Raw genomic sequence first — 26,297 nt, forward strand, 5'->3', positions numbered from 1 at the left:
ACTGAAAATTCTGATCATTATACTTGAAATTTATTTGCTTATTTTTTATCCATCGTCCCGATGGATAATCCTACCTTACACAAACTTCTTGACGCTTCCGAGTAAGGTTGAGTTGTAACACTGATTTTCAGTGTTACAGAAGGGTTGCGGCTCGTCAATGACGCTGTAAGCCCGAAAAACGTGCTTATAGTGAAGGGAAAGGGCCATCCTGTCACAAATGGGGACTATTTTATGATTACTATCCTTTGAGATTTTATATAAAGTTATAAGTTTCTATTAAGCCGTTTATCATGTCCACTTGCGGTTGCCATTGTAACTCGCGGTAAGTGATTCCTCATTCTTCGGCTACAAAACGCATCTTGCCATGACCAAGGAATGATTACAGCCGCCGTTGAAGAGCGCTTCTTTGTCGCGGATGTCGCCGATGAAAAACATGAAATAGTCTACTGGCAGAAACTCATTGACGTGCTTGAAGAAGAAGGAGGTGTCTGCGCAAAACCCCTTAGCCGCAGCTTTCGAAACTTAGTTAACGAACAGGAATCCATTACTGGCTCTTCCGGTGCCATGTTAAAAATAGGATGGTGAGAGTATCCAGACTGTAGCGCTCCTGCTTCATGTCCCAACGTTTCTCCATAATGAAGGATGATCGGAGCGGACGGATGCTCCTAATTCGGTCAATCCACCACGCTGATCGGAACGAAGGACGGACGCTAGCCAGAATCATCTCCAACGCTCGAAGTCCTGGATCCATCTTTGTAGTGAGTCATCCCGCGATCCGTTCGCAACAATTACATAACGAATAGCCTCCAGATGGTCCCCAATGTCAAGGAAAGAAGGGTGTCGGGAAAAATCAAGTCGATACGTACTGATACGGCTTACTCGGAGAAAGCTTGCCCCGGTGGGATGTCCATAACTTATTATTAAGACCATTTACAGGCTTAGGAGCATAGCGATAGCCCTTATTATCAAGGTATCCGAAAAGCTCTCTTATGAACGCAACCTCATCTTCCTCGAATTTGTATGGCTTATAACAAAGGGTTCGATGGTTTGCTGTGAACACTTGGAAAACATCACGATTTTTCTTCTTCTGCTTAATGCGTAAGTCGAATTCCTTTTCAAAATCAGTCCATAGCGGCATGTTTCTCCTCCCTTGCTCTTTGCTGGGACCAAATGTCCATCCATTGGATTGCTTCCATTCTTGCATTCCAAGATTTTTCTACAATATCAAGAAGGTGCTCATATTTACGGCCGCTAGAGGCATATCGACAGACATGCCAAGCCTCTCTGGGGATGCGGTACAAGGCGCTGATCAGCTTTTTCTCGCTGCGGGTCAGCGGGCACACCTGTTCATATCCGCTAAGGAAAGCAGCCATATTCGGAATGTTAAATCCTGCCGTATTGGTAATTGCTACGACCAAATCGAAATAACTTGATCCCGGTCCCATCCCATCCCAGTCAATTAAATAGGTACGTTCTTTTGATTTAAGCACATTTGGAATGGTAACATCCCCGTGCACAAGAGGCGGCCGCCGGCTCTCCTTTAGCATCCTGGAACGAATCCTCTCCGTTCCTAAAGAATCCAGGGCATCCCGACACAACTTCATGCAATGATCCCCATGTTCTTGAAACCATCTTCCCGCTTTCGTAGATTTCCCTCGGAGAATCTTCAATTGGCTGCAGAACGCGGCGTGGCGTTTCCCAAGCTTTCGGATAGACGAATCGGACCGGGGAGCGAGTCTGAAGCTTCGTGAAACGGAATGCAGATTAGCTAAAGCTCCCCCCAACTCGGCAAAATCCTCCTTGCTGCCGCTTTTGTGAATTTTTCTTCCCTCTATCCATTCCGTTACGTAATAGAGCTTTCCGCGCTTCTTCACCCAATGCTTCCCCGAACGGGTTTTAAGCCATTTCGGCATGCTGCGAAAACCTTTTCTGTGCAATCTTGCCGCATAAGAGGAAAGTCGGATAAGACGGCTTCGCGATCCGATAAAAGGCTTGACCATGTAGTTTCCTTGATTGGTTGTTACCCGGAATGCGGCAATGTTTTTATATTGTGAGGAGTAGGAACGGATTTTTATGACGGAGAACCCGTAAGAATGAGCTATCTGTTTTAAAATCAGTTTGTTGCTGCTAACCATTCTGGCCAAGAAACGTCCTCCTTCCTGAAGGGAGCCTAAAAATTTACTCTTAACATTTTATTAATGAGGATACGGATTGGTGCCCCTCCATTCTGCAGGAGCTATACCTGTATTTATAGACTCAGTCTTTTCTTTCAATGGTAATAAGATCATAACCGCCTCAGGTGGTGGCATGCTTGTTTCCGATGATGGGGATGTCTTGAAAAAGATGCGTTTCTGGGCTACCCAATCTCGTAGTCCAACCTTGCTATTGCGGAATCCGCGGTGTCATTGCTGGGCACGAAAAATCCGAACGAAACAATCAGCCGCAACTGACAGCTTCATATCTCGCCGTACGGCAAAGCCTATGCTCCGGGGGGGAAGTGGATCGTCCAGCCGTAGTTCAAAAAGCTTTCCACTTTGAAGCTCCTTATGCACGAAAGAATGGCTAATGAAAGCGGCCCCGTAGCCTAACCTCGCGAACTCAGCTAGTAGATCTATGCTTCCCAATTCAATATCTGGCTTCACCATAAGTCCTTTAGCAGCAAACCATTGATCGACGAAAACTCTAGTGCTGCTTCCCGGAGATAAAAGAATTAAAGGGAGCTCCGCAAGTTCCCTCGTTGTAATGGAACGGCTCGCCAAATCTTGATAGGCTTCCCCCACTACAAAGCAATCTTCCAGTATGGCCAGTGCTTGAATATTCAACTGCGGATCGTTAATAGGCATGTGCACGACGGCACAGTCGATCTCGCCTTCTTTTAAGCGCTGTGTGATCTCGGGCGTTTTCCCGTGCGAAAGACGAATCCTTATCCCAGGATATTCCTTATGAAACGAGTTCAACTGCGGTAGCAAAAGATGCTTGATAAGCGAATCACTCGCACCGATCCGAATCTCTCCCTCGCTTAACTGCTTTAGATTTTGAAGATGTTTCTGTGCAGAATCCAGCATAGCAAACGATTGCTTCACATATTCGAACAGCGCTCGTCCTTCTTCCGTTAGCTCTACACCTTTCGATAGCCGGTGAAACAATTTAAGCCCCAAAGTATCTTCCATCTGCTTAATTGCATAGCTCACTGATGGCTGCGTGATGTGTAGTTCTTGTGCAGCCTTTGTTAAATTTCGATAACGCGCAGTATGCAAAAATATCCGATACCACTCCAGGTTAATCATGTGATATAGATCACCTCTATAACATTTTGATAAAAATCCAATTTCACTTATTCCAATTATCTTATTATAATTGAGATATATCAATAAGACAAAAGAGGGGGATGAAATGGCGGCTTTACTTTCTTTGATCGGTCTAATGGTAGAAAACATCCGTATTACAGACCCAGGCTGCGTATCTAAGACATGTCCAGATTATTTTGAGCAGTAGTCTGCGCTAGGGGTAGAAATAAACATAAACTACTAAACGAGGAGGAATATACCAATGGCAGGTAACACGTTCGGCGAAATTTTTAAAATTACAACCTTTGGAGAGTCACATGGTGCGGCGGTTGGTGTCATCGTGGATGGAGTGACGCCTGGAGTCGAAATCAATGAAACGTATATTCAGAGACAGATGGACAGGAGGAAGCCAGGTCAATCCACAGTTACTTCACCTCGCAAGGAATATGATATTGTCCAAATATTATCGGGAGTATTCGAGGGGAAAACAACCGGGACTCCGCTCTTTGTAATTCTTCATAACCACGATATGAAACCGGAGGCTTACAATGAAATCCAGCACTCATTTCGGCCTGGTCACGCAGATTTTACGTATTTACAGAAATACGGAATTCGGGATCATTGGGGTAGTGGGCGGGCATCGGGAAGAGAAACTGCGGCTAGAGTGGCTGGAGGTGCTGTAGCCCGAAAGTTGTTAGAGAAAAGAGGTGTACAGGTGTTGGCTTATACGCGAGAGATCGGGGGGATTATTTGTCAAACTTTCGAAGAGGAAGTCATTGAACAAAACGCTGTCCGCGCCTGTGATCCTACCGCAGGAGCGAAAATGATTAGAAAGATTGAGCAGTTGGCCTTGATTGGCGACAGCTGCGGAGGCATTGTAGAATGCCGTATTCGAGGGGTTATTCCGGGTCTTGGGGAGCCGGTATTCGATAAATTGGATGCTGAGTTGGCAAAAGCGATGCTGTCTATTGGCGCTGTAAAGGGTATAGAATTTGGAGCCGGCTTCTCAGCAGCTCCTATGCTTGGAAGTGAGCATAATGACGAGATGGGCAGCAGTGGCTTTCTTAGTAACCATTCGGGTGGAATCATCGGAGGGATCAGCACCGGGCAGGACATTATATTTCGGATAAGTGTAAAACCGACATCGTCCATTTCTGTTCCTCAGAATACGATAAACGTTAAAGGAGAGGAACGAGTGATTAAGACAGAAGGCAGGCATGATCCATGTATTTGTCCGAGAATCGTGCCAGTCGTTGAAGCGATGGCTTGTCTGGTATTGGAAGATCAGTACAAACGACAAGCCGCCATGCTTGAATAATTGTATATTGCTCTGATACATTCCTGTGCATGTATGGAAACGATAGTTCAGTATAGGCGAGGATTTTGTTCTGGTTTGAGTAACTTTATTATTAAACCCGTTCACATTAAGGATGGGTTTAATAAACTTCTGTGACTGCATCTTTTAAACGAAATGAATGACTGGTGCAATCTCCTCCAATATCTGTGTTGCAGTAGGTGCTGAGGGGTGATGGTTCAAGGTCTTGCTGTGACGGGGGGGAGAAGGATCACTCCGATTACGACTTTGTCTCATCAAGGTTCGACGTTGTTGAGGTATGTCAATGAATGCGAAAAGGCTCTAAGCCTTCAATAGGCTTAGGGCCTTTTGCGTAGAACTCCTGTCTTATTCCTCATTTTTTTGGATGTAGGTTACTCGGGAAATTTCGATGTATTGTCTAGCGAGTTGACTGCCTAAACGCGTTCGAGTCTTTCCTTCACAATTTCTAGGCCAGTCTCAAGGGCGCCGTTCTTCAGGCCAGTAAAGATTTTCAAGAGAACAATATCGGACGGCTGATTTACATCACTCACCGCGTCCAGAAGTTGTTTGCCGATATTGTTAGCGCCGCTTCTCAAAGCAACTTCGATGAAATCTTTGGACTCTTTCTTAACTCGCGTGGCGATCTTTTTATGGTTGTTAGACATGTGTCTCACCTCCTCTCGAAAATCCGGTTTCCCCCGGAGGAAAAGTCTGTTGCGTCTTGTTCTAGCGTCGACCTTTCTACTTCTTGCTTTGCTTAGGACGAACTTCATTTGTCTTTCCTATTGCCTTTCCTTTTGCACTTACTATTGCCCTTCCTATTGGCCTTCCTATTGTCTTTCCTAATGTCTTTCCTAATGTCTTTCCTAATGTCTTTTCTATTGCCTTTCCTATTGGTCTTCCTTTTGCCCTTCCTATTGCCTTTCCTATTGGCCTTCCTTTTGCCCTTCCTATTGCCTTTCCTATTGGCCTTCCTTTTGCTCTTTCTCTTGCCCTTTCTTTTGCCCTTTCTTTTTCCTTCTCCTGCTCGACCCAGCTTAGGAGAGCGTTGCCGACAGTGCGAGTGGCTCCTATCAATATCGAAGTGGGGCTGTCGTTGGTTATGTTTTCAATCTCCGGTTTGCCTTCAAGAGACTGCAGATTTTGCTTGTAGAGCTGTTGCAATTCTGGATTTTGCGTTTGATTCTCCAACCTTCTCCAGCACTCGGCTGCATCCTTGTTCCGACCGATCCTCTGGTACGCCTCGCCGAGCTCATAGATCAGTTTCGAGTACTCTTCAGTCTCGAGTATGCCCTCTTGGCGTATATGCTGATCGATAAGGAAAGTATAATCTTCAATCACCGTCTGTGTCCGGTGGAAATACTCCTCCGGTAGATTGTACGCGTTCTTGCCGCGAAGCAGTCGGATCATGCCGTCCTGCGGAGCGGTGGCTACCGCTTTGTCAAGAATCTCCAAGCCATTATTCGACCATCTCAACTTATCTAACGACTTCGGTTTATCCCGAGCGATTAATATCATTGTGCTGCCATAAAATGCGTCCGCAAGTGGGCTATCCGGATAATCGAATCGCAGCCGTGTTAACAACCGATGTGCTTCCTGAACGGCGGTTACATTGCCTGCCACGCCCTCCTTGTGTAGTTTGATGGCCTGGGCGAGTCTCTCATTGAATGGGGCAGAATGAACAGGCTCCTGATCTGACTCGGTACTCGGGTTATACTCGGGCAATGTTGTGTTCTCATTCAAAGCCGATACTTCAATATTTTTTGGGTTTAGGTTTGTCAATGGATTCCTTCCTCTCTGTGCGTTAACAATTTTTTACTAGATCGTGTGGAATTGGCTTGAACGCATCGTCCGCTTCCGTTGATCTATCCGTCATGTTTCTCCGGATTCATTTTGGCTAGACGCTGCAAGACCGCATTCGCCTCGTCCTGTTTTCCGGCATTTTGGTAGGCTGTACTCAGATTTCGCAGTACTTCTCTGACTTGCTTTTGGGAAAGGTAACTGGAACTTTCTTGATAGCGGTCAAGAAGGAAGGAGAAGTCCTCGATCGCCGTCTTCGAGCAGTGAAAATATGACTCCGGCAGCCGCAGACAGACGTTCGCGCGTAACAACCGAATTTCTTTTTGGTTCGGATCCAAAGTAACTGCCCGATTCAGTGCATCTAATCCTTCTAGCGCTTTTTCCTCTTTTTCCAAAGGCTTAACGGCATCCCGCGCTAATAGAGCTAATGAGCTACCGTAATAGGCTTCAATTAGCGCATTGTCAGGCTCGGTCTCACGGAGCTTTAATAGTTTCTCGTTTGCGCTTTTCACCGCTTTTTTGTCTCCGTCTATACCATCATTATGGAGCTTTTTAGCTTCCTTGAATTGTTTCTCATCGTTGCTGTTATTTGCCATTTCTATCAACCTCCTGATGAAAAGTCTTGATGAATAACGAGAATCAGGTATATCTGTTGAGCAGGAAGCGATACAAAACGAGAGATTCTAAATTCGGGACTGTATACATAGATTCCGTCGTCTAAGAATTTAACCGGGTCCAGATACAAGTAGTCATAGGGAAAAACATCGAAACGTTTTAGGTGTTTCTTTCCAACCAAATGTCGCTGATATGATGAGTATCTTTGTCTGCAGGATTGAATCGAATTTCTCCTATTCGCATGAATGTATCGACCTTATAGCAACAGATCGCATTGATCGCCGTTTCCACGATAAATACGCCTCTATCATTCAGCTTCGCGATGCCATGAAAGTCGAGTTTCCCTCCCTCATGATTCAGAATTCTTCATACTTGTTACGATATGTGAGTCCCCCATACAGCGATTGGATGAAATACTTACTTTATTAAAAATATACGCATGTCCGAGTCAAGAATGTAATTTGTTGCATTTCATAATAGAGTAATTAGGAAGGAGGGAACAGCATATCACGGCTAAAGAAAAACATGCAAGGAAAAGAGAATAACAAAAAAGCGGAAAAGAGAATGAGCAGAAAGAATGGTAATAATGAACACGTGAAAACTGAAAATATAATGGAACAGGAGATCATAATACAATCGGATAGGCAAACGGTAAGAGAGTCAGTTGCCCGGATCCTGGACTTTTTAACATTGCATAACCATCTATACAGAGAGAGCCCAGAATGATCAAACGTTCCTTATAGCGCTGATTTCCAACCGGCAAGACGGATTGCGATACCGGAGGTTACTATTGAAAATAGATAGGAGGGCTTTTATGAAATTGCAAACCCATAAGATGACGGTTTCCATGGACGAACATTCATCTCATCTGGAACAATTCAAAGATTATTTTAAGCAATTGGATGATGAAGGAAGAACCATAGAAAAACTGCCACGGCAAACAATAGAAGACTATCAGTTGAAAGCCATAAACGCTACGCTTTCTCATATCTGGAACCGGAATGAATATTACCGTTCGAAGCTGGAAGAAGCAGGCTTCTCGGGACCGAAGATCGAAAGTCTGGAGCAATTAACGTCTGTACCGCTGTTGAATAAAGACGTTATACGAGGAGATAAGCAGAAGATCTTGTGCGTTGATCCGAAAGAAATCGGTCAGGTTCACCTCACAAGCGGAACCTCGGGGAAACCGATTTATACCTCCTACACGTTAGCTGATCAATATATATACGATTTGCTGCCGAAATATTTGGAATTGTTTAAGGAGTCGGACATTGATGTGGCGGCAATTGCGTTACCGTATGAGTTTGCCCTGCCCGGTCTTGGATTTCAGCGGTTGTATCAATTTGCGTTTGGAACGGCGGTGCTGTCGCTTGGCAAAGGCGGATACATGGCTCCCGTCGACAAGTCATTGGAATTGATGAAGGAATTCCAAGCTACAGTCCTCGCTACGACACCTTCCTATGCAGCACTCTTGGCAGAAGAGAGCGAGCGGTTCGGCATAAAAATAGGTGAAGATATACGATTGAAGAAAATTTTGCTTACCGGTGAAGGCTGCTCCAGCACCTTCCGGGAGCGGCTGGAAAAATGGTGGGGATGCGAAGTATCATTCTTCTACGGCTCGACCGAATGCGGGGTTGTCGCTGTTGAATGTAGCGAGCACAAAGGGTATCACGTGATGGAAGGACATGTAAAAGTAGAAATCATCGATCCGGTTTCGGAGAAACGGCTTCCTTACGGCAAAACTGGAGAAATCATTGTGACGACGCTGCTGCGCGAAGGAATGCCAATGGTGCGCTACCGCACCGGGGATATTGGTTATTTACAAAAATCCAATTGCGCTTGCGACATCACTATGGACGTCCTGCATTTGAGAGGCAGAATGGAGAATATGCTGCGCCTGGGCGGAGAGGATTATTCTCCGTTCATGATAGAACACTTCCTAATGGAAATTCCCGATGTGGGTTTGTGGTATCACTTCAAGCTGAGTCAGGGAGTGTTTAAGATTGAAGCCGAGCCGTTTCGGACGGAATTAAGCGACGAACAATTGGCAGAGAAAATCCGAAAGCATATGGCTGATAGGATCGGGATTGATTGCGATGTTGAAATTAGACACGATATCCCTCGTACATTCGGCAAAGCGACCAGAATATTCAATTAGATAAAACCGGAGAAACGGCCCGGAACAAGGGGCTCAGGATTCGTTTCAGCCATACTAACGTGCTGTGTTATGCCGAGAGGAGGTGCCCTAATGACTGACAATAGTTGGGAGCGGGAGGGAAGGTTCAAGGATTTATTAGTACGCCTTGCTAAATCCCCTCTGTACAAGGAAAAATTATCGGAATATAACCTGGAGAACATGGGATTGGACCTCATTCAAACACTGCCGTTGACAACAAAAGAAGATCTCCGGAAAGCCGGCACTTTCGGTCACCTTGCCGTCGAAATAAAAAAGGTTGCACAATACCACGAATCAACCGGTACGACCGGAGAGCCCTCCGCTTCCTGGTTCACTCGAGAAGATTTGAAGATTGGCGGAAAACAGCTGAAGGAATGCGGTGTTCGTTTGACCGCGGAAGATCTTGTACTAATTCGTTTTCCTTACGCATTGGCACTTCCCGCGTTTTTAATGCAGGAAGCAGCATGGCAGTCGGGAGCTGGGGTCGTTCCCGCAAGCGGACGTACCGTAGTTACTCCATACCCCAGAGTAGTGGATCTTATGAAGCGTCTTCAAGTCACTGTGATGGCTGGGCTCCCGCGCGAGATGGAACTGCTGGCCGAGGCAGCACGTCTACTCGGTTCAGCTTCGAACAAGGATTTTCCAGCGCTGCGAGCCATTTGCGTTGCCGGTGAATTGATGAGCGACAAGCGCAGGGAACATATAGAAATGCTGTGGGGCGTGCCTGTATATAATATGTATGGTTCGACTGAAACCGCTAATATCGCTGCCATGTGTGAATACGGCGCAATGCATATCGTGGAACAGGATTTTTTCGTGGAAGTGCTGCATGAAGACGGTTCAGGCCCTGTTGCTCAAGGAGAGAGAGGGTTTGCGGCGATTACAACGCTTTCCCATCAGGGTTCTCCTCTATTGAGATACTTTAATGAAGACATTATCTCTGTCGAACCTTCCTTATGTGCTTGCTGCCGAACGGTGGGCAAGTTGGTGCATTACGGCAGAAGTAAGGATCGAATCCGTTTCGGTGAAACCATCCTGGACGCCCTTGACATCCATGAAGCCGTATATTCGTTATCTCCTGTTCCAGATGCTTGGAAGGTGTTGGAGCAAGAGAACGGGCTGCACTTTCTTCTTGATTCGCATGATTCTGGCAAATGGTCGGAGGAGGATATCCGTTCTCGATTATCATATATGCTTCAAGTACCTGTCACTGTAGAGATCATTGCCGACTCCATGCTGCTCGATCGTGTCGGGCTCGTGAATAACGTTCCGTCGACAAAGCCGGTATATATTCAAAAGCTCAGTAACGATACATCTGTTTAAGCTGTCAGTATCGGTTGTTCCTCGGAATGCCAATGTTCGTGCGAATGTTATATAAAAATGGAAAACTGGCTCATGCAGCAACGCATTGAAGGAAGCATTGTCTCGCGAACCTGAGCATGGGCGAGCGATAGAGTTACTGGCTGATGCGGCAAAAGGGGATATTGGATTGTAAGCATAAGTTGGCCAGGAAAAGGTTGCAGTCATTTGTGGAAAAGAAGGGAGTGCTCGGGTCATGAGCGAAAAATTGCAACAATTAATATCTCAATTGAACGGGCTTGACCAACAATTGCTTCATCTGCTGAGCGAACGGGCACGTATGACCAGTGAAATCGTTCAAGAAAAGCAAAGTCAGGGCATATCAGAAGCGGAGCCGATTGGAAACCAACAAATACTAAACGAGCTTGCAAAGTATAACCTGGTAATTCCGAAAGGGCAAAAGGATGCTGTAACCGAGCGCAAGCTCCTCGTTAGTCGGCATCATAAGAGCGAGGATACGATCATCCATGTCAAGCATGCCGAAATCGGAGGTTCCTCGCACGTAATTGTCGCCGGTCCCTGCTCAATCGAATCCAAAGATCAGCTTTTGACGGTTGCGGCCGCAATGAAGAAAGCTGGCGTCACGGTCTTACGCGGAGGTGCGTTCAAACCGAGAACTTCTCCGTATGATTTTCAGGGGCTTGGCGAAGAGGGGTTGAAAATCATGAAGGAAGTGGCTGATGAAATCGGAATGGTGACTATCAGCGAAATCATGAGTCCTTCACAAATTGATACGGCAGAACGCTATATCGATATCTTTCAGATTGGTGCCCGCAACATGCAGAACTACGAACTGCTGAAAGCCGTCGGCCAAACCAGAAAGCCTGTACTTCTGAAGCGCGGCCTTTCCGCCACACTGGAGGAGTTCATTCTTGCGGCAGAATATATTCTATACAACGGTAATGACCGGGTCATGTTGATCGAGCGCGGTATACGTACCTTTGAAAAATGGACTCGAAATACGCTCGATATTTCTGCAGTTCCGATATTGAAACAGGAGACTCATCTTCCGGTGTTTGTGGATGTCAGCCATTCCACCGGCCGAAAAGATATCCTGCTTTCTTGCGCGAAGGCTGCTCTTGCTGCGGGCGCCGATGGGATCATGGTCGAGGTGCACCCGAATCCACAGGTTGCACTGTCTGATGCGAAACAGCAGATCAACATTGATGAGTTTAATACATTCTGGACGGGGCTCCGCGAATCGGGCTTGTATCATTGATATGATTTCATCACAACGAGGTTGAGATCCCATGATGGACATGTGGTGTGCTTGGATGATGCTTTTAAAGCGGTAGCGGGCGAAATACTGCAGGAAAGACAGACTACCGGGAACTGATGCAGAGAGTTGCGAAGCTGCTCGAATTGACATACGGCTAATGGAGGAAAGTGTATGACAGATATAAATTCTATTGGCAAGGACTCGCAGTATGCGAGAGAGGCATTGGATTTTTTGCAGGGGGTGATAATCAATATTCTACTGGCGACGGACGGACGGACGACGGATCTGCTGGAAACTTTGTTAAATGAAAAAATGCTCGTTACTGTTATTCGGCAAGAACATTTGAATAAAGAACTTGCCGATCTTCTGGGCGAGTCCTCCGACGCTCCGTATTATATGAGAGAATCTATCTTGATAAGCGATAAGAGCCATTTTATTGTATCTCACAATATTGCCCTTGTTAATTCGAGGCATGTGCCGCCCTCTTTGTTTGAGAAGATTGCGCACCGACAGGAGGGGATTGGAAAATCAATCAGTTCTATAGGTTTGCAAACGTTCAGAAAGGTAATTGATTCCGGGCTTAAAAGTGAGGAAGAAGCGGTCGATCTGTTCCAAAAGCCGATCAAACTTCGTTTTCATGAGCTGCACAATAAAGTTCCTTACAAGAGATACTCCATTTATTTCGGACTGGTACCGGGGATTCAGATGCTTGAATATTTTAATCCGGATGTCGTCAGACACCGGTTGAAGCAGGTTGTCAATTATAAAGATGGTGGGATGAATCATGAGTGACGAAACAAGGAAAGAGCAGAAGCAAGCAAGGAAACAATTAAGAAAAGAGGAAAAAGAAAGAGTAAAAGAGCAGAAAAATCAAGATTGTGATGCATAATAAAAGGAAAAGGCTGACTCAAAAGGGAGAGAATGAATCCTAGTCATACCCCCGTTAAGCAGACAACAAGAAAAGGCTTTTATGCTGCGACTGCTTCCCTGAATTCGACTGGGGAGCGGTCGTTTAGTTTTCTTTGTTATTATGGTGGTTCTACGAATTTCAGCAAAAAAATCCCCTCCGGTCAACAACGTAAGTTCATCAACCATAAATTCTTTTGACTTTTTAGGCTCTTCGTTAGAATCAGTGCTTGATTGGATAGGAACGCGGACACAGCAGCCGTTAATTACCTTTTATCCCCCGTAATTCGCCTGCCCTGCGGACATACGTTCCGTTAAGGGTCGTGAAATCGTCGATATCGGCCCCTTCTCGTTCGAATAACGGCGCTGGTGTCCGCTAAGTCCAAATTAGACTATTCAAGACTACAATAACGGCTCCAGGGTCCGATCCGCCACTTGCACCCTCTATCCTTTCGTCAAGCACCGATTTCGATGTTTAGCCACTTTTTATGTTCTCTTCTTCTTATTTTTTTGCTTTTTTTTTCATTTGTTCAACGAAATCCATTCCTGAGTCCATCATTTGTTCACCGGCATGTTGTACACCGATTTTAACGGCCGCTATCAGCTTACCTGCAGGAATATCAGCTGGTTGATCCAATTCTTCTACAACTTCAATGATTTGTTGCCCGGCCACTTTCGCACCACTTTTCACCGCGCTTGCATAGCAGTTGGCGAAATGTAGAAATTCTCGCTTGATTTCGCCGAAAATCCCCGAGATATCCTGACTTCTCTCTGACATTTGCTCCACCTCCTCTCGAAAGCTACTCATTACGTGCAAGAAAGGGATCTTAGGGAGAGAAAGCGACAGTTTCATCGAGAAGCCTAAGCCTGCTCCTCGCCCGCGTCTGCATTTCCGGCAATTGCCTCATCATGAAGTTGAATTGCTTCAGCCAACCTTTGCTCGAACGGGGTATCAAAAAAACTCTGCCTTCGGCTCATCATCAGGCATCGGGCCGGAATGAATTTGAACAGGTCGCTGTTTGCTATCCATAAAAAATTTTAATACTGCGACAATTACGCCAGCCACAAGAACAAATGTAATAACACCGGCTAATGTTAGTCCAAGAATGAATATCGCTCTATCTGCAAATCCCATTTTCTTCATATTCACTTCAATTCTCACTTCCTTTGTACTTGGAATACCTATCTGCATCGAACAAAGGGGGGGATACCCTGCCTACTGTCCTTATTTCATTACACCAAAATGTTGAACGTTTGAATCCAAATATTCTATTAACTTCATCTTCGTGAGCAGGCTCGGCTTGGAACGCTGAAAAAACATTATAGATGCTTTTGGTCATGCTCCTGCATAAATCAACCTCCTTCTGGAAAACACAATTTCCAGTATGTCATGATCAAGCCTTTGAGTTTTGGTTGTTTGGGGCAATGAACGACATCATTTCACACAATTGAAGAAAAATAGCGGGTTACTGTCAATCGTTGCCTTTCACAATAATTCAGTATATGTATGGGTTTCCTCGATAATATGGGTACATGCATATTGTCCGGAGTAATTCCGCTATTGTCCATTCCGCAGGTACAAACCGGCACATAAGTATAGTGAGGAAAGAACTAATAGAGAGCTGTACAAATCATTTTTAAGCTGCTCCGGGAGATTGTCCAGGAACAGAGCGTTCGTAATGAGACTTAATCTGGGAGGAATAACTTTGGATCATCTTCAAAGTGAGCTAGGGTCTAATCCCAGGCAAACAGTTTCTCCTGAAGTTCCGAACTCCAATCTGAGCAAAGAGGAGGCATTGAAGGAAGTGAGCAAGGACCATTGGAGACAGCTACTGAAGCCGATCCGCCAGCAGCAGAACGGGGGTAGACCTAGAGTGGAGGCAGTTCATCCATCAAGAACTCGAGAGATTGCAGAATCGGGGAAAAAGTTGAGCCGAATCGATAAAAATATAACCAACTTGAAATATAACCAAGTTATAAGCAGGTGATAAATTATGAATTACGAATTACTCCGGAATATGGCGTCCTTGTTCTTGTTTGGGTCACTTATTACCTTACTTCAAACAAATAACTACCTACTGTTGTGTCTTTGGGGAGTATGTGCCGGGTTGCTTTGTATTTACAAGCCTATGAGATTTTTTTTCTACGACGGCAAGATTAGCAAACACATTGTGCATTCCATAGGTTTTCCAGGCTTTCTAGGTACTTTTGTGGGTCCCGTCTGAATCGTTTACGTTTTACGCTATCTTGTAAGCGGTTCTGCCAATTTTGTTTCTGTACTTTGTATCTGTCGTAATCAACGCTTTTTAATCGAGCAAGAATATGCTTTTGCTTCAGTGCATCCTGAACAAGAACGATCATTTCTCCATTGCGTAAGATGTACTCGTTCCAATTACGAAGACCCGTGATTCGACGGTGTGCTGTCTTCGTAGCACGGAAAAATCGCTCCAAATCATTATTGGTTCTTGGGACGTGATACTCGTCATAGCAAGTAAAAAGTCCTTTCCAGAAGCCTCCAGAGTAGCTTAGTAAATTGGTAACCATAGTTACGTCGTGTTCTTCTGTATAGGTCTGTTTTACCCAATTCAGTAGCTCATTCATCTCCCATCGCACGTTCTCCGTGGTCTTATCCATGCTGGGTTCAAAGATTTCTACGATATGACGGATCGGCTGCATCCAGCGCTTCACAGCTTCATAGTGAGTCTGTAGATTGTTTATTTTGCTGAATATTCTGAAAATGTTTTCGAGCAGGGAAGGCCCCTTTTTTACTCAGGCATTTTTGTAAAGAGGCCTGAATGGCTTGAGCTTTTTCGTAAATTCGCATGCCAGGTAAATCAAGGGGAGGATTGCCATCCTCTAGTAACAGCGAGCGAACAGCTGCGACATATCCTTTAGCAACTTCGACTTCTATAGAATCACTTTGTTCAATTTTACGCTCGGCATCTCGAATCCCACGCATACTTTTCTTCAGCTCTGTTTTGAGCTTTCGATCTATGTCAACGACTGGTTTGGCAATGTCTTTTAAGTAGTGATACTGACAATATTGGTAAGGAACTTCTGGCAATAATGTCTCCATAGCCAAACGGATAGATTGTTGACCGTCGCTCACAATACCTACAATTGGATAGCCTAAATCAATGATCGGTTGAATAAGCGTTTGTAGTTCGACTGCTGTTCCGCTCTTCATGTTCCGTGCGACTAAAACCGTTCCGCTGAATACTTCACGGATCACATAAAGAGTTTCGTTTCCCTTTTCAGGTTGAACACCATCCATCGACAAGACAATGCCGCCATTTTGTTCAGTTACTTCGGCAAGCGTATTTTTCACGTGATCATCCAAACTTGCCGCGAGTAGTGTTTGGTATCTCTCGTAAAGATTTTGTGCCGATCTTTCGGAAGTAAGTACGCCGCGTTCATTGAGCTCATCGGCAATTTCCTTGCGAGTCATATGGCGCTTAAAGCGAAGTTCACCGACTAAGCAAAGCACATCGAATCCATAAGCGGAATGCTTAGGACTTAATGCTTCGGCTTCAGCAGATTTAAAGAGAGCATCAAGATTCGAGCAGTTTACATTCACGCATTTGTAAGCCATGCTCCATGCTTCAATAACTTCATTTAGTGTGGCAATCTTCTTATGCCAAGCCGTATGGGAACGGCGTAATTTCGATTCACAATGCGGACAATGCTTTATCTCCGACTTGAAATATATTTTTTTAGTTGGGCGAAGACGATCTTTAACGAGCAAAACAGACAACCCCTTTGGTGAAAGTTAACCACACAGTTAACTTCGCCAAAGGGGTTAGGGAATCCTGTTATATGATCTTGCCGTCGTAGTTTTTTTTGACAACTATATGTTTTGGAGTGGGATTCTTTCTATATTTGCATGTGAATTCGCGTTGGATTATCGATTTGAATCCTAAGGAATTGCATATCATTCTCAACAGGTTATCGTTGATTTTTATTATGATTCCGTTGATTACTTTATCTCTTATTTACAAAATTCCTTTCATGCGGTATTGGAAGAAACCGCAATGGAACGAGTTGATTGGTATCCCATTTATATGGTCAGGATTCCGCCAATCAAAAGTAAAATATTTTCTACTTATCGCGTTAACAATCAATCTTTTTGCTTTTATGCCATTTATCATTCGTAACGGATGGACCTACATCCATGAAGTTTGGTTACTTGCTATTATTTTATCAATAACAAACGTGATTGAAGAGATGATCTGGAGAGGTACTCTTCTAAGTCGGTTTTCAGAGCAATTAGGTGATAAATGGGCAGTTATTGTAACCAGCTTAGGGTTTGGACTACAGCATTATTCCCTTGGGTTCTCTTGGGGTGTTTGCATCGCATATTCTCTTGGAGGGTTATTTTTCGGGGGAATTACGATCAAATCTAAAAGCATCGTTCCTACAGTTATATGGCATATGTCGATTAATGCCCTTATGGTTTTCAGTGGTTTAATATAACCTGAAATATCCATAGGTGCTTAGAACTGGTTACACTCATTCAAAGAATGACCCTATGTATTTTTGTGATTTCGTTACACCTATCTAAGAGGTGGAGGTCGGTCTTTCTAACGGAACGGGTTGAGTCGGAGCTCTAAAATATTTAACATAAATAAGCCCTTAGCTTTTTTACAGCAGAAGGGGTTCAAAATTTAATTAAGACTCCGAGTCAACCTTTGCTATCACTCCTGAATCCTTGCGCCTATGAAGGCCTTAGCCGACTGATGCAGCGCTTTTTCCATGACTCCCCCAAGTTTAGAATATTCGTCGTCCCTGCTCTTCCATTTTTTCAATTCACGCAGTAGCGTTTTATATAATTGGGGGTCCTTCCACGGGTGACAAATGGAAAGTAACGCAAGCTCGGGATCCCCCGTACCGTGGATGTCATAAAACATCCTCAGATTATTCAGCTCGGGGTCATCTTTACGGATTGTAGAAGGATGCTCCTGATGATATCCAATGATCTGATTCATGCTTCGATAGGATAATCCATGCTTATGGAGACGATAACCGAGCTCCCAATCCTCAATCCCGTATTTGATAAAACGTTCTTGAAATCCCCCAACCTCCATAAAATGTCTCCTCTTTACGGAGACGCATCGGGTGATGAACATCAACCAAGGTGCGACATCGGTAGACATAAACTCCCTATTATCGATCTTGCTCAAACGGGATGGCAGGATGACCGAAAGGAGCTTGCGAAAGTTTCGACGAAGATCGTCAGGGGTTACGATGTCCACTATAAGGTTATTAGGCAGCCAAGATTTGTCCCACAACCCGTTTGGTTCGAGAATCCGGCGCATCTTCTTTTTTTGGTGGTTGCTAAAATGCGGGTAGTATTGAGTAAAAGCACCGTATAGGCTGTGGGGAAAGCCGGAAATAACGTGGTTTGGATATTTATGATTATACGTATTGAGGACCTCTAGAAATTCCGGCACCACAAGAAAGTCTGCATCAAGGAAGACGAGGTACCTGCCCTGAGCGCGTTTCACCCCTGCATTGCGGGTAAACGCTCTGCCCTGCCTTGTGTCATTCTTGATATAGATTAACGAATACGGCGGAGTATAGGTTTTCATTACTTCATCGGTGCCGTCGTCCGAAGCGTCGTTTACAACGATCACTTCAAAACGATCACTCGGGAACGTTTGAAGTTCCAGAGAGGTTAAGGTTAGCATAATCGGTTTAGCGCAGTTATAAGAAGGGATGACAATACTAAATTTCTTTTCCATGAGACTCCCCACCTCCTAAACTCAATATATACACTATGGACTTTCCGGTAACGGCGAATGCTACACTCCTATTCAAAATCTATTTTAAGGAAGATGGGACATACATCTATGCAGAAGCGGCCTCCTTTTCATATGCGGGGTCAAGCTGAGAAAAGAGTGGAAGCGGTGGAAGCCCCTACTGCTTACCGACAAATTCCTGGGTGCCTTTAACGTAGGGCAGGTGTTCAGCCGCAGTCTCGTAAAACGGCTGCTTGCCTGGGATCAATTATACCGTCTGAAAAAAAACTTGCTCCGCACAAAAGCGTTTGGCGTTGACGAAATCGTGTTTGTGATGATGGCTAAGCGTCTTGGCTTTAAACCCAAATCATACCCGAAGGAAACAGGGAGCGCAGTGCGTTATAGACCTCACTACACATATGAAGAACCGATTAAGTTAATGAATGAAAGCCCTAGCAGCTTTCTCCTCCACCCCGTATATCGAATAATGAAAGATGAAGCTCGAACGTTAATCCGCTACCTTATAGGAAGGGCATGTCGTGAAAACTTCTTCAATAGCGGAGAATGGGATGAAGCTTCAATAATGATTCGAACCGGTTTCGGAAATATGGAGTTCGTCGCGAGGCTTGGGAACCGGCTTATTCATGTTTGGCAGGATAAAGATGGGACACCGAATTGGAGGAAAAGTGAAGAATTTGCCAGGGGGGTACGTGGAGCGCCTATTTTTATGGAAAACCGCAACGGAAACTTTGAAGTGATCGCTCCTTTGAAAAGCGGAGGCATCGGGTACTGGTGGAGGAACAACAGCCATCCCCGGCTTCCGTGGCATAGTCCGGTCGTTATCGGTAAAGGAGAAGTGGATGCCGTTTCGCTGATGAATACCAATAGCGGGAAACTAGCTGCCGTTGCGGAAAAAAAGGCCGTCTCATCTCGTACATCCAGGTCCGCAACGGATCCTGGGATAAGATTCGATAGCGCCAATGAATGGTCGAAGGAGGAACTTAAATGAAAGGAATGATTCTTTGCGCCGGAAAAGGAACGAGATTGCAGCCCTTTACTTTCTCATCGCCGAAAACATTATTGCCGGTTGCGAACGAGACGATTTTGGACCACTGTGGGGTTAAATCACGGGAAGCAGGGCACAGGGGTATCTGTTGAGGCGAAGGTAAAGACAGGGGCCATTACGACGTTGAACGTAACTCTGACCGGCGACGGCAAGCTGAAAATGATTTCCAGCGAAGGGCAGTCCACGAAGGGGCCGATCATGAGAATTGGGAATACCCAAACGCCAGTAAAGTTCAGGGATCACCCAGACACGTATATGTCACGGTGGTGCGCCGAGGCGCCAACACATCACTGCGCAATGTCGATAGGCCATAACGCCTCGCTTTTCCAGAAGGTTGCAGAGTTGATGGACGTGAAGCATGTCACGTTATAATTAGATCGTGTTAAGGGGGTTCGGGTTCCCATCAATTTTGTGGTAAACCGGATTGTGTATCCTTTGACGATTGAAATTCAGATAAATCTACGTATGTATCAATAGAATCTAATACCTCGCTCAATGGCCATTGCGTAAAAACGATACGATCTGTGTTAATTGCCTGATAGGTACTTTCTTGTTTACATATTTTAAATCCTCTGTAATTCTCATAAATCGTTCTCATTCCGCTCTCTCCTTCGCTTTGATGTATATCTTAAACTATCATCAAATCTGTATTTTTGAAAGAGGTGTAAAATGATGGAATATGTCTAATTCTGACAATATAGATTAAATTACATTAAGTTGCAAGGAAGTCCGCTATTCCAAATGGAAAGCGGACTTCTCATTGTGTGCAAAGCGTTGCAGACATTAGGCTACTCAAGAGATTGAGTCGTATTCAGCTGCGTCGGCGGTATGCCTGCCAGTTTTTTAAATGCTTTGGAGAAGCTGAATAAATCCGGGTAGCCAACGGAATGGGCAAATTCAGAAAGCGTATAGGTGGTCTGTTCGAGCAGAAGCTTGGCTTCGCTCATCTTCAGGTTCTGTTTTCCGTCAAAGGCGATGAAGATTTTGCGAAGCGGGTTGTCTGTAACCGTAAAGTATTCGTGTGTCACTTGTGGGAATAAACAAAACATATCGTGTTTCCGAAGGGAAAAGGTTTGGTTATTTTGAATAAATGTGCTTGATGTGGGGATCAGATTTGTGCTGCTCAAAGGCTTCATGCAGGTTCAGAGCAAGGAAATCCTAGACTACTCCTTCATTAGCTGCGACAGCGACATTTCTGTTCGTTATGGTGTGGAATGATTGATTGATTCCTATGCTGCTTCTCAACAGCAAATCTAAGCTGACGCTGCCCTTGGCGATGCTGCAGATTCGGGGCGAATATGTCACCAACTACCCGATGCAGTTGACGGGAGTCGTCATTACAGCGGCACCCATGGTCGTCATGTTTTTATTTTTACAGCGATATTTTGTGGCAGGCGTTATTGCGGGATCTTTAAAAGGGTAGGTGCCATGAAAAGCCGATAGGGCCTTGTTAGGTAAAGCCCTATCCGGTTTTTTTGCTGTTTTGGGATTTTCTTTATTTTATCGTTGACAGAATCATGTCCTACTCACTATAATCTAAATACAAGTAAATATATCGGAATTATTGGATTCTACCAGACAACTGGAGATGCTTTCATCCTTAGGGATGCTTGTGTCTCCTTTTTTAATTGCATAAAGTGTATGAGCCGATGGAGATTACCAAATTGTTGGGAGGAATAGATGATGAAAATCGAGTGGACTTTTGCTATGAATAAGCCTTGGACGATTGATCGTGTTTTGGAATTTGTAACGATTGCGAATCGGTATACCTGCAATATTTATGTGGGGAAGAAGGGGAAGATGTTGAACGCCAAAGGGCTGCTGGGCATCGTTTCGCTTAGTTTATCACTCGGAGACCAATCTGCTGTTGTCCTCCAATTAGATGGCACGGATGCGCAGGAAGCGTTCGATCAGGTTTCTGTTTATTTACAAAGCACGGATAGGAACTTACGCAAGCTGATCTCACAAAGCTCATAATGTTCGTTGAAGCAAGAGAGGAAGTCATCAGGCATGAATATAGAAAACATGGAAGCATTTGTCTACGTCATTCATTTTAACAGTTTCAATAAGGCCGCAGATGCGTTGTTCCTATCTCAGCCATCCGTCACGGCACGCATTCAATCCTTGGAGCGTGAACTCAATACGTTGTTGTTTGAAAGAGAAGGCCGAAACTTCACATTGACGGAAAAAGGGAAGCAGTTTCTTCCCTATGCGCAACAAATCCTTTTGACCTATAAGAAAGGGAAACAGCAGCTGCAAAGCTTGAACACAGCTCCCAACGAACTGAGAATTGGCAGCACCGTTTCTGTATCCAATTATGTCATTCCCGAAATATTGCCGATCATAAAAAAAAAGTACCAACATCTGCAAATAAAGTTAAGCACGGCTCCTACGGAGGTCATTCTGGAGAAGCTCCTGAATAAAGAACTGGATATTGGGTTTGTTCGAAATGTGACGCATCCGCATGTAGAAAGCATTGGATACTATGAAGATCCGATTCGACTATTTGTTCATCATCGCCATCCTTTTGTTGAGCGAGAGAACGTTACGATTGATGATGTGAGCCGTGAATCTCTTGTGTTTTTTGAATGCGGTTCGTTGGATTGGATGAAAATTCATCGTTTATTTGCTACTCTCGAAAATCCTCCTCAAATCGAATATCAAATTGATAATCTGGAAACGGCGAAAAAGCTTGTTGTTAAAGGAATGGGGATATCCTTTCTTCCCGAACTTTGTGTACGTAATGAAGTGGAAGAAGGATTGCTCGTACCGATTCATATTCCCGTACTAAACGGACTTTCCTTACGCACGAATTTAATCTCTCTAAAAGAAGCGGAAATCGATTTTTCTCATCTTTTTCTGGAAGCAATCAAAGTCATTCATTTGAAAACAAGCGCTTCATAGAAGAGTTCTATCTAAAGTATAGAACATCTTGATAAGTGATTGACCGACCTAAGAGCGGGTGATACAGTAAATGAAAATATTAATACCGACAAAACCAATTGGAATTATATTTTAAGAGAGGAGGGGATGAAGTGGCACTACGATTAGGCTTGCTCGATCAGTCCCCTATCGGGGAGGGTTTAACAGCTTCTGAGGCTTTCCAACAAACGCTGGAATTGGTTCAGCAAGCAGAGGCCCTTGGTTATCATAGGTTTTGGGTTTCCGAACATCATGATTCTGAAGGTGTTGTAGGGTCATCGCCGGAAGTTCTCATTTCTTATCTGCTTGCCAAAACGAATCGCATTCGAATTGGTTCCGGTGGGGTTATGCTGCAGCACTACAGTCCCTACAAAGTAGCAGAAAATTTCAATGTGCTTGCATCACTGGCACCAGGACGTGTGGATCTGGGCATCGGCCGAGCGCCAGGAGGTCTACCACGGTCGACCAAGGCGTTACAGCTGGAATCGGCCGGTAATGGGGCGCCGTTGTCTGAGAAACTCGTCTTGCTGCATCAATATCTGCATAACGATCTGGATGAGTCTCACGAGCTTTACGGTATCAAAGCTGTTCCGCTTACCGATGAGCCTGCGAAATTATTTTTGCTGGGCGGAGGCGGGTCGGGCACAGAATTGGCTGCGAGCTTAGGGATCCCTTATGTATTTGCACAATTTATTAATGGGGAAGAGTCGATCATTGAGAAAGCTTTTGCCTCGTACCGGCAGCATTTTTCGGAAAATGACCGATCTAAACCCCAGGCCATTCTAGCCGTATCTGTTATTTTAACGGACACGGATGAAGAAGCGCAAAGTCTTGCTGCCAATGTCAAAAATGTGAAGGTTCATCTGGAAAGCGGCAGAACCCTGACGGTTAAAACGGTTGAACAGGCAGAGGAATTTGGCAAGCAATCAAACGAGAAGTACACAATTGAAGAAAAGGCAGCCAATATTATTCATGGTTCCAAAGAAACGGTCCGCAGGAAGCTATTGGATCTTCAAGCAGCGTATCAGTTGGATGAAATTATTCTGACGGTCCCCATGCAAGAATTCAAGCAAAGGTTGCGCGCGATTGTTCTTTTACAAGAAGCATTTTCGGAACTTACCGTATAAATCAAATCAGTTATCTGGCTGGAGCCAATAGGGAGGTTTATAAATAATGTCGAAACAAAAACAACTTAAACTTGGTGCTATCATTCACGGAGTTGGCGGGAATATGTCATCTTGGAAACATCCAGATGCGGTGGTTGATGCCAGCGTTAACTTCTCTTATTACAAAAAACAAGCTCAGAAAGCAGAAGAAGGAAAATTTGATCTACTATTTATCGCAGATGGTTTATTCATTAATGACAAATCGATTCCTCACTTCCTCAATCGTTTTGAGCCATTAACGATTCTTTCCGCTTTGGCTGCTGTTACATCCAAAATTGGCTTGGTTGGCACATTATCGACTTCTTATAGTGAGCCCTTCACCGTGTCCAGACAGTTTTCTTCATTGGATCATATTAGCCAAGGTCGGGCAGGCTGGAACGTGGTCACGTCACCGCTGGAGGGCTCGGCTTTGAACTATAATAAGAAGCTGGAGGATCATCCTGATCATCCGAAGCGGTACCGCATTGCTTCCGAATATTTGCAGGTAGCCAAGGGCTTATGGGATTCTTGGGAAGATGATGCGTTTACAAGAGATAAACAGTCAGGTGTGTTCTTTGATCCGGAGAAGCTGCATCGTCTCGATCACAAAGGTGAATTCTTTTCGGTCCAAGGGCCGCTCAATATAGGAAGATCCAAGCAAGGCAGACCGGTTGTTTTCCAAGCAGGCTCATCGGAAGACGGTAAAAACCTGGCAGCTAAAGAAGCGGATGCGATCTTTACAGGCCATCCAACGGTGGAAGACGCCATAGCCTTTTATGAGGATGTGAAAGGTCGGGCCGCAGGGTTTGGCAGAAACCGGGATGAAATCGTTGTGATGCCGGGGATTAGCCCGATTATCGGCTTGACGGAAGAAGAAGCGGAACGCAAATATCAGCAGACGGCAAGTCTGGTTACGGTCCAAGATGCCCTTGCGTATTTGGGCAGATTTTTCGAGCACCATGATTTCACGCAGTATGAGCTAGATGCGCCATTTCCCGATTTAGGTGATCTGGGCAAAAACAGCTTTCAAAGCACGACAGATCGTATAAAACAAAATGCAAAAGAACATGGATTGACGCTGCGTGAGGTAGCTTTGCAAGCCGCTACACCGCGACCACTGTTCATTGGTACGCCGATTCAAGTTGCCGATCGTATACAAGAATGGTTTGAAAGTGGGGCTTCGGATGGTTTTATCGTCGGTTCCGGCGTTCCAAATGGGTTAAGCGATTTTGTGGATCTGGTTATCCCTATCTTACAAGAGCGAGGTATTTACCGTAAGGAATATGAAGCAGATACGCTTCGTGGCAATCTTGGATTACCTTTTCCGACAAATCGGTACGCCAAAGAAAAAGTCACAAAGTAAACCTTTTAATCCGACTTAACATACTGGAATAAATTGAAAAGAGGCGAATCTTCCATGTCAAAACGCAGACAATTAAAATTAGGCGCCAATATTAGTGGCGTTGGCAATAGTATGTCGATCTGGAAGCATCCGGAGGTGGCTTCCGATGCCAGCATCAGCTTGGACTATTACAAGCAGCAAGCACTTGTGGCGGAGGCTGGAAAGCTTGATTTCGTGTTTATAGCCGATGGCTTATATATTAACGAGAAATCCAATCCGCACTTCTTAAATCGCTTTGAGCCGTTAACGATTCTTTCCGCACTTGCTGCCGTTACGGAACATATCGGATTTGTAGCGACATTGTCGACCTCGTACAGCGAGCCATTCACAGTAGCGCGTCAATTCTCATCACTAGATCATATTAGCGGCGGTCGTGCAGGGTGGAATGTCGTGACATCTCCACTCGAAGGCTCTGCGAAAAACTTTGGCAAAGGTGAGCACCCTGCTCATGAGCTGAGGTATCGGATTGCTGAAGAGTATGTTGAGGTCGTTAAAGGGTTATGGGATTCTTGGGAAGATGATGCATTTGTGAGAGATAAAGCGTCTGGCGTTTTCTTCGATCCGAGCAAATTGCATACGTTGAATCATAAGGGAACCTTTTTCTCCGTTCAAGGCCCACTCAATATCGGTCGCTCCCGACAGGGACATCCGGTAGTTTTCCAAGCAGGCTCTTCTGAATCAGGTCGGGATTTGGCGGCAAGAACGGCTGAAGCTGTCTATACGGCACATGAATCCATTGAAGAAGCGAAGGGGTTCTATCAGGATGTTAAACAACGTGCTGCTGCCTATGGTCGTAACCCGGACGAATTGTTAATCTTCCCTGGTATCAACCCCATTGTGGGTCGAACGCAGGAAGAGGCAGAACGTAAATATGAAGAAATTGCTAATCTGGTCACGATTCAGAATGCACTTGATTACTTGGGACGATTTTTTGAACATCATGATTTTACCCAGTACGCGCTGGATGAACCGTTCCCGGATCTCGGAGATTTCGGATCGAATAGCTTTAGAGCGACGACGGACAAAATAAAAAGCGAGGCGAAAAAGCATCATTGACGCTGCGTCAAGTCGCGATTCGCGCATCGACGCCAAGAAGCGAGTTTATTGGATCGCCAGCATATATAGCTGATTTGGTCCAAAGATGGTTCGAGGAAGAGGCTGCTGACGGGTTTGTGATTCGCACGACGGTGCCTCACGCGCTGGATGATTTTGTGGAGCTTGTTGTTCCTATTTTGCAAGAACGAGGAATTTACCGCACGGAGTACGAGGCGGATACGCTTCGCGGGAACTTGGGAATTTCCATTCCGGCAAATCGATACACGAAAGAAGCTATAACGAAATAAACCG

Annotated in this window: 28 protein-coding genes and 4 pseudogenes; 18 read left to right on the forward strand and 14 right to left on the reverse strand. The window is 44.9% G+C overall.

Annotation, left to right across the window (positions count from 1 at the left end; all coding sequences use genetic code 11):
• The first annotated feature begins 375 nt into the window (after positions 1 to 375).
• Entirely contained in the window at positions 376 to 585 is a 210-nt protein-coding gene (locus tag FU659_RS19100; protein ID WP_147949034.1) for a hypothetical protein, read from the forward strand.
• A 265-nt stretch (positions 586 to 850) separates the two neighbouring features.
• Here FU659_RS19100 and FU659_RS19105 read toward each other — a convergent pair whose 3' ends face one another.
• Together FU659_RS19105 and FU659_RS19110 are read right to left on the reverse strand one after the other, a co-directional pair.
• The gene (locus tag FU659_RS19105) at positions 851 to 1,138 is read right to left on the reverse strand and encodes a hypothetical protein (RefSeq protein WP_147949035.1); all 288 of its coding nucleotides are present in this window, start codon (positions 1,136 to 1,138) and stop codon (positions 851 to 853) included.
• Positions 1,122 to 2,135 (reverse strand): phosphotransferase, encoded by a 1,014-nt coding sequence (locus FU659_RS19110; RefSeq protein WP_261807922.1) that lies wholly within the window; start codon positions 2,133 to 2,135, stop codon positions 1,122 to 1,124. The genes FU659_RS19105 and FU659_RS19110 overlap by 17 nt, the downstream gene beginning before the upstream one ends.
• Before the next feature lie 124 nt (positions 2,136 to 2,259).
• On the opposite strand from FU659_RS19110, the pseudogene FU659_RS19115 reads away from it, so the two are divergent.
• A pseudogene (locus tag FU659_RS19115) lies at positions 2,260 to 2,376 on the forward strand (DegT/DnrJ/EryC1/StrS family aminotransferase); the annotation flags it as partial.
• Between the two features lie 26 nt (positions 2,377 to 2,402).
• Here the strand turns inward: FU659_RS19115 and FU659_RS19120 are convergent.
• Positions 2,403 to 3,287, reverse strand: coding sequence for a LysR family transcriptional regulator (locus FU659_RS19120; protein WP_147949037.1), 885 nt, complete (start codon positions 3,285 to 3,287; stop codon positions 2,403 to 2,405).
• A gap of 262 nt (positions 3,288 to 3,549) precedes the next feature.
• On the opposite strand from FU659_RS19120, the gene aroC reads away from it, so the two are divergent.
• Positions 3,550 to 4,605: a chorismate synthase gene (gene aroC, locus FU659_RS19125; protein ID WP_147949038.1), complete on the forward strand. Its 1,056-nt coding sequence runs from the start codon at positions 3,550 to 3,552 to the stop codon at positions 4,603 to 4,605.
• A 431-nt stretch (positions 4,606 to 5,036) separates the two neighbouring features.
• On the opposite strand, the gene FU659_RS19130 is transcribed toward aroC, so the two are convergent.
• The 4 genes from FU659_RS19130 to FU659_RS37345 form a co-directional block, all read right to left on the reverse strand.
• Positions 5,037 to 5,267 carry a hypothetical protein gene (locus tag FU659_RS19130; RefSeq protein ID WP_147949039.1) on the reverse strand — a complete coding sequence of 77 codons (231 nt, stop codon included), beginning with the start codon at positions 5,265 to 5,267 and terminating at the stop codon, positions 5,037 to 5,039.
• 76 nt (positions 5,268 to 5,343) lie between these two features.
• The gene (locus FU659_RS19135) at positions 5,344 to 6,384 is read right to left on the reverse strand and encodes a hypothetical protein (RefSeq protein WP_187274252.1); all 1,041 of its coding nucleotides are present in this window, start codon (positions 6,382 to 6,384) and stop codon (positions 5,344 to 5,346) included.
• An 83-nt stretch (positions 6,385 to 6,467) separates the two neighbouring features.
• Complete coding sequence (locus FU659_RS19140; protein WP_147949040.1) at positions 6,468 to 6,998, reverse strand: hypothetical protein; 531 nt, start codon at positions 6,996 to 6,998, stop codon at positions 6,468 to 6,470.
• Between the two features lie 178 nt (positions 6,999 to 7,176).
• Positions 7,177 to 7,308, reverse strand: a complete 132-nt coding sequence (locus FU659_RS37345) for a hypothetical protein (RefSeq protein WP_261807915.1) — start codon at positions 7,306 to 7,308, stop codon at positions 7,177 to 7,179.
• Positions 7,309 to 7,831: 523 nt separating this feature from the next.
• On the opposite strand from FU659_RS37345, the gene FU659_RS19145 reads away from it, so the two are divergent.
• From FU659_RS19145 to FU659_RS19160, 4 genes are all read left to right on the forward strand, one after another.
• Positions 7,832 to 9,175 (forward strand): phenylacetate--CoA ligase family protein, encoded by a 1,344-nt coding sequence (locus FU659_RS19145; protein WP_147949041.1) that lies wholly within the window; start codon positions 7,832 to 7,834, stop codon positions 9,173 to 9,175.
• Between the two features lie 90 nt (positions 9,176 to 9,265).
• Positions 9,266 to 10,516, forward strand: a complete 1,251-nt coding sequence (locus FU659_RS19150; protein ID WP_147949042.1) for a phenylacetate--CoA ligase family protein — start codon at positions 9,266 to 9,268, stop codon at positions 10,514 to 10,516.
• 232 nt (positions 10,517 to 10,748) lie between these two features.
• Positions 10,749 to 11,771 (forward strand): bifunctional 3-deoxy-7-phosphoheptulonate synthase/chorismate mutase, encoded by a 1,023-nt coding sequence (locus FU659_RS19155; RefSeq protein WP_147949043.1) that lies wholly within the window; start codon positions 10,749 to 10,751, stop codon positions 11,769 to 11,771.
• A gap of 171 nt (positions 11,772 to 11,942) precedes the next feature.
• Positions 11,943 to 12,563 (forward strand): 4-hydroxybenzoate synthetase, encoded by a 621-nt coding sequence (locus FU659_RS19160; RefSeq protein ID WP_147949044.1) that lies wholly within the window; start codon positions 11,943 to 11,945, stop codon positions 12,561 to 12,563.
• A gap of 616 nt (positions 12,564 to 13,179) precedes the next feature.
• Here FU659_RS19160 and FU659_RS19165 read toward each other — a convergent pair.
• Positions 13,180 to 13,455 carry a hypothetical protein gene (locus tag FU659_RS19165; RefSeq protein WP_147949045.1) on the reverse strand — a complete coding sequence of 92 codons (276 nt, stop codon included), beginning with the start codon at positions 13,453 to 13,455 and terminating at the stop codon, positions 13,180 to 13,182.
• 174 nt (positions 13,456 to 13,629) lie between these two features.
• On the reverse strand, positions 13,630 to 13,869 hold the full coding sequence (locus FU659_RS19170; protein WP_187274253.1) for a hypothetical protein: 240 nt from the start codon (positions 13,867 to 13,869) through the stop codon (positions 13,630 to 13,632).
• 514 nt (positions 13,870 to 14,383) lie between these two features.
• Here FU659_RS19170 and FU659_RS19175 point away from each other — a divergent pair.
• A complete protein-coding gene (locus FU659_RS19175) occupies positions 14,384 to 14,665 on the forward strand; it encodes a hypothetical protein (protein WP_147949047.1) in 282 nt (93 codons plus the stop codon).
• Between the two features lie 169 nt (positions 14,666 to 14,834).
• Here the strand turns inward: FU659_RS19175 and FU659_RS19185 are convergent, their stop codons facing one another.
• Together FU659_RS19185 and FU659_RS19190 are read right to left on the reverse strand one after the other, a co-directional pair.
• Entirely contained in the window at positions 14,835 to 15,365 is a 531-nt protein-coding gene (locus FU659_RS19185) for a transposase (RefSeq protein ID WP_147949048.1), read from the reverse strand.
• A 4-nt stretch (positions 15,366 to 15,369) separates the two neighbouring features.
• On the reverse strand, positions 15,370 to 16,422 hold the full coding sequence (locus FU659_RS19190) for a transposase (RefSeq protein ID WP_261807916.1): 1,053 nt from the start codon (positions 16,420 to 16,422) through the stop codon (positions 15,370 to 15,372).
• A 164-nt stretch (positions 16,423 to 16,586) separates the two neighbouring features.
• Here FU659_RS19190 and FU659_RS19195 point away from each other — a divergent pair, with 164 nt between their 5' ends.
• Positions 16,587 to 17,150, forward strand: coding sequence for a CPBP family intramembrane glutamic endopeptidase (locus tag FU659_RS19195; protein WP_261807917.1), 564 nt, complete (start codon positions 16,587 to 16,589; stop codon positions 17,148 to 17,150).
• 221 nt (positions 17,151 to 17,371) lie between these two features.
• Here the strand turns inward: FU659_RS19195 and FU659_RS19200 are convergent, their stop codons facing one another.
• Complete coding sequence (locus FU659_RS19200) at positions 17,372 to 18,418, reverse strand: glycosyltransferase family 2 protein (protein WP_147949051.1); 1,047 nt, start codon at positions 18,416 to 18,418, stop codon at positions 17,372 to 17,374.
• A gap of 220 nt (positions 18,419 to 18,638) precedes the next feature.
• Here FU659_RS19200 and FU659_RS19205 point away from each other — a divergent pair, with 220 nt between their 5' ends.
• The 3 genes and pseudogenes from FU659_RS19205 to FU659_RS19215 all read left to right on the forward strand — a co-directional run bounded on the left by FU659_RS19205 (position 18,639) and on the right by FU659_RS19215 (position 19,853).
• Positions 18,639 to 19,424 (forward strand): hypothetical protein, encoded by a 786-nt coding sequence (locus FU659_RS19205; RefSeq protein WP_147949052.1) that lies wholly within the window; start codon positions 18,639 to 18,641, stop codon positions 19,422 to 19,424.
• Positions 19,421 to 19,555: pseudogene (locus FU659_RS19210) on the forward strand (sugar phosphate nucleotidyltransferase); the annotation flags it as partial. The gene FU659_RS19205 and the pseudogene FU659_RS19210, both read left to right, overlap by 4 nt.
• Positions 19,530 to 19,853, forward strand: coding sequence for a hypothetical protein (locus FU659_RS19215; protein WP_261807918.1), 324 nt, complete (start codon positions 19,530 to 19,532; stop codon positions 19,851 to 19,853). The pseudogene FU659_RS19210 and the gene FU659_RS19215, both read left to right, overlap by 26 nt.
• Before the next feature lie 31 nt (positions 19,854 to 19,884).
• Here FU659_RS19215 and FU659_RS19220 read toward each other — a convergent pair whose 3' ends face one another.
• Both FU659_RS19220 and FU659_RS19225 read right to left on the reverse strand, forming a co-directional pair.
• Positions 19,885 to 20,079: a hypothetical protein gene (locus FU659_RS19220; RefSeq protein WP_147949055.1), complete on the reverse strand. Its 195-nt coding sequence runs from the start codon at positions 20,077 to 20,079 to the stop codon at positions 19,885 to 19,887.
• A 190-nt stretch (positions 20,080 to 20,269) separates the two neighbouring features.
• Positions 20,270 to 20,617, reverse strand: a complete 348-nt coding sequence (locus FU659_RS19225; RefSeq protein WP_147949056.1) for a helix-turn-helix domain-containing protein — start codon at positions 20,615 to 20,617, stop codon at positions 20,270 to 20,272.
• 32 nt (positions 20,618 to 20,649) lie between these two features.
• Between FU659_RS19225 and FU659_RS19230 the strand changes: the two are divergent.
• From FU659_RS19230 to FU659_RS19255, 6 genes and pseudogenes are all read left to right on the forward strand, one after another.
• Positions 20,650 to 20,904: pseudogene (locus FU659_RS19230) on the forward strand (carbohydrate ABC transporter permease); the annotation flags it as partial.
• 257 nt (positions 20,905 to 21,161) lie between these two features.
• Positions 21,162 to 21,458, forward strand: coding sequence for an HPr family phosphocarrier protein (locus tag FU659_RS19235; protein ID WP_147949057.1), 297 nt, complete (start codon positions 21,162 to 21,164; stop codon positions 21,456 to 21,458).
• A 33-nt stretch (positions 21,459 to 21,491) separates the two neighbouring features.
• Positions 21,492 to 22,385: a LysR family transcriptional regulator gene (locus FU659_RS19240; protein ID WP_147949058.1), complete on the forward strand. Its 894-nt coding sequence runs from the start codon at positions 21,492 to 21,494 to the stop codon at positions 22,383 to 22,385.
• Between the two features lie 131 nt (positions 22,386 to 22,516).
• Positions 22,517 to 23,530 (forward strand): LLM class flavin-dependent oxidoreductase, encoded by a 1,014-nt coding sequence (locus FU659_RS19245; protein WP_147949059.1) that lies wholly within the window; start codon positions 22,517 to 22,519, stop codon positions 23,528 to 23,530.
• Positions 23,531 to 23,576: 46 nt separating this feature from the next.
• Positions 23,577 to 24,911, forward strand: a complete 1,335-nt coding sequence (locus FU659_RS19250; RefSeq protein ID WP_147949060.1) for an LLM class flavin-dependent oxidoreductase — start codon at positions 23,577 to 23,579, stop codon at positions 24,909 to 24,911.
• Positions 24,912 to 24,965: 54 nt separating this feature from the next.
• Positions 24,966 to 26,293 (forward strand): annotated as a pseudogene (locus tag FU659_RS19255) (LLM class flavin-dependent oxidoreductase).
• Positions 26,294 to 26,297: the final 4 nt, after the last annotated feature.

Origin of the sequence: Paenibacillus sp. N3.4 (genome assembly GCF_008017805.1) — a bacterium.
Taxonomy (GTDB): domain Bacteria; phylum Bacillota; class Bacilli; order Paenibacillales; family NBRC-103111; genus Paenibacillus_E.

Bases quoted from the DNA above. Each gene is read 5' to 3' on its own strand.
- FU659_RS19220 (WP_147949055.1), bottom strand. From the start codon at position 20,079: ATGAGAACGATTTATGAGAATTACAGAGGATTTAAAATATGTAAACAA.
- FU659_RS19160 (WP_147949044.1), top strand. From the start codon at position 11,943: ATGACAGATATAAATTCTATTGGCAAGGACTCGCAGTATGCGAGAGAG.
- aroC (WP_147949038.1), top strand. From the start codon at position 3,550: ATGGCAGGTAACACGTTCGGCGAAATTTTTAAAATTACAACCTTTGGA.
- FU659_RS19145 (WP_147949041.1), top strand. From the start codon at position 7,832: ATGAAATTGCAAACCCATAAGATGACGGTTTCCATGGACGAACATTCA.
- FU659_RS19150 (WP_147949042.1), top strand. From the start codon at position 9,266: ATGACTGACAATAGTTGGGAGCGGGAGGGAAGGTTCAAGGATTTATTA.
- FU659_RS19105 (WP_147949035.1), bottom strand. From the start codon at position 1,138: ATGCCGCTATGGACTGATTTTGAAAAGGAATTCGACTTACGCATTAAG.
- FU659_RS19240 (WP_147949058.1), top strand. From the start codon at position 21,492: ATGAATATAGAAAACATGGAAGCATTTGTCTACGTCATTCATTTTAAC.
- FU659_RS19225 (WP_147949056.1), bottom strand. From the start codon at position 20,617: ATGAAGCCTTTGAGCAGCACAAATCTGATCCCCACATCAAGCACATTT.
- FU659_RS19170 (WP_187274253.1), bottom strand. From the start codon at position 13,869: ATGCAGATAGGTATTCCAAGTACAAAGGAAGTGAGAATTGAAGTGAAT.
- FU659_RS19100 (WP_147949034.1), top strand. From the start codon at position 376: ATGATTACAGCCGCCGTTGAAGAGCGCTTCTTTGTCGCGGATGTCGCC.
- FU659_RS19130 (WP_147949039.1), bottom strand. From the start codon at position 5,267: ATGTCTAACAACCATAAAAAGATCGCCACGCGAGTTAAGAAAGAGTCC.
- FU659_RS19155 (WP_147949043.1), top strand. From the start codon at position 10,749: ATGAGCGAAAAATTGCAACAATTAATATCTCAATTGAACGGGCTTGAC.
- FU659_RS19120 (WP_147949037.1), bottom strand. From the start codon at position 3,287: ATGATTAACCTGGAGTGGTATCGGATATTTTTGCATACTGCGCGTTAT.
- FU659_RS19110 (WP_261807922.1), bottom strand. From the start codon at position 2,135: ATGGTTAGCAGCAACAAACTGATTTTAAAACAGATAGCTCATTCTTAC.
- FU659_RS19235 (WP_147949057.1), top strand. From the start codon at position 21,162: ATGATGAAAATCGAGTGGACTTTTGCTATGAATAAGCCTTGGACGATT.
- FU659_RS19165 (WP_147949045.1), bottom strand. From the start codon at position 13,455: ATGTCAGAGAGAAGTCAGGATATCTCGGGGATTTTCGGCGAAATCAAG.
- FU659_RS19250 (WP_147949060.1), top strand. From the start codon at position 23,577: ATGTCGAAACAAAAACAACTTAAACTTGGTGCTATCATTCACGGAGTT.
- FU659_RS19140 (WP_147949040.1), bottom strand. From the start codon at position 6,998: ATGGCAAATAACAGCAACGATGAGAAACAATTCAAGGAAGCTAAAAAG.
- FU659_RS19200 (WP_147949051.1), bottom strand. From the start codon at position 18,418: ATGGAAAAGAAATTTAGTATTGTCATCCCTTCTTATAACTGCGCTAAA.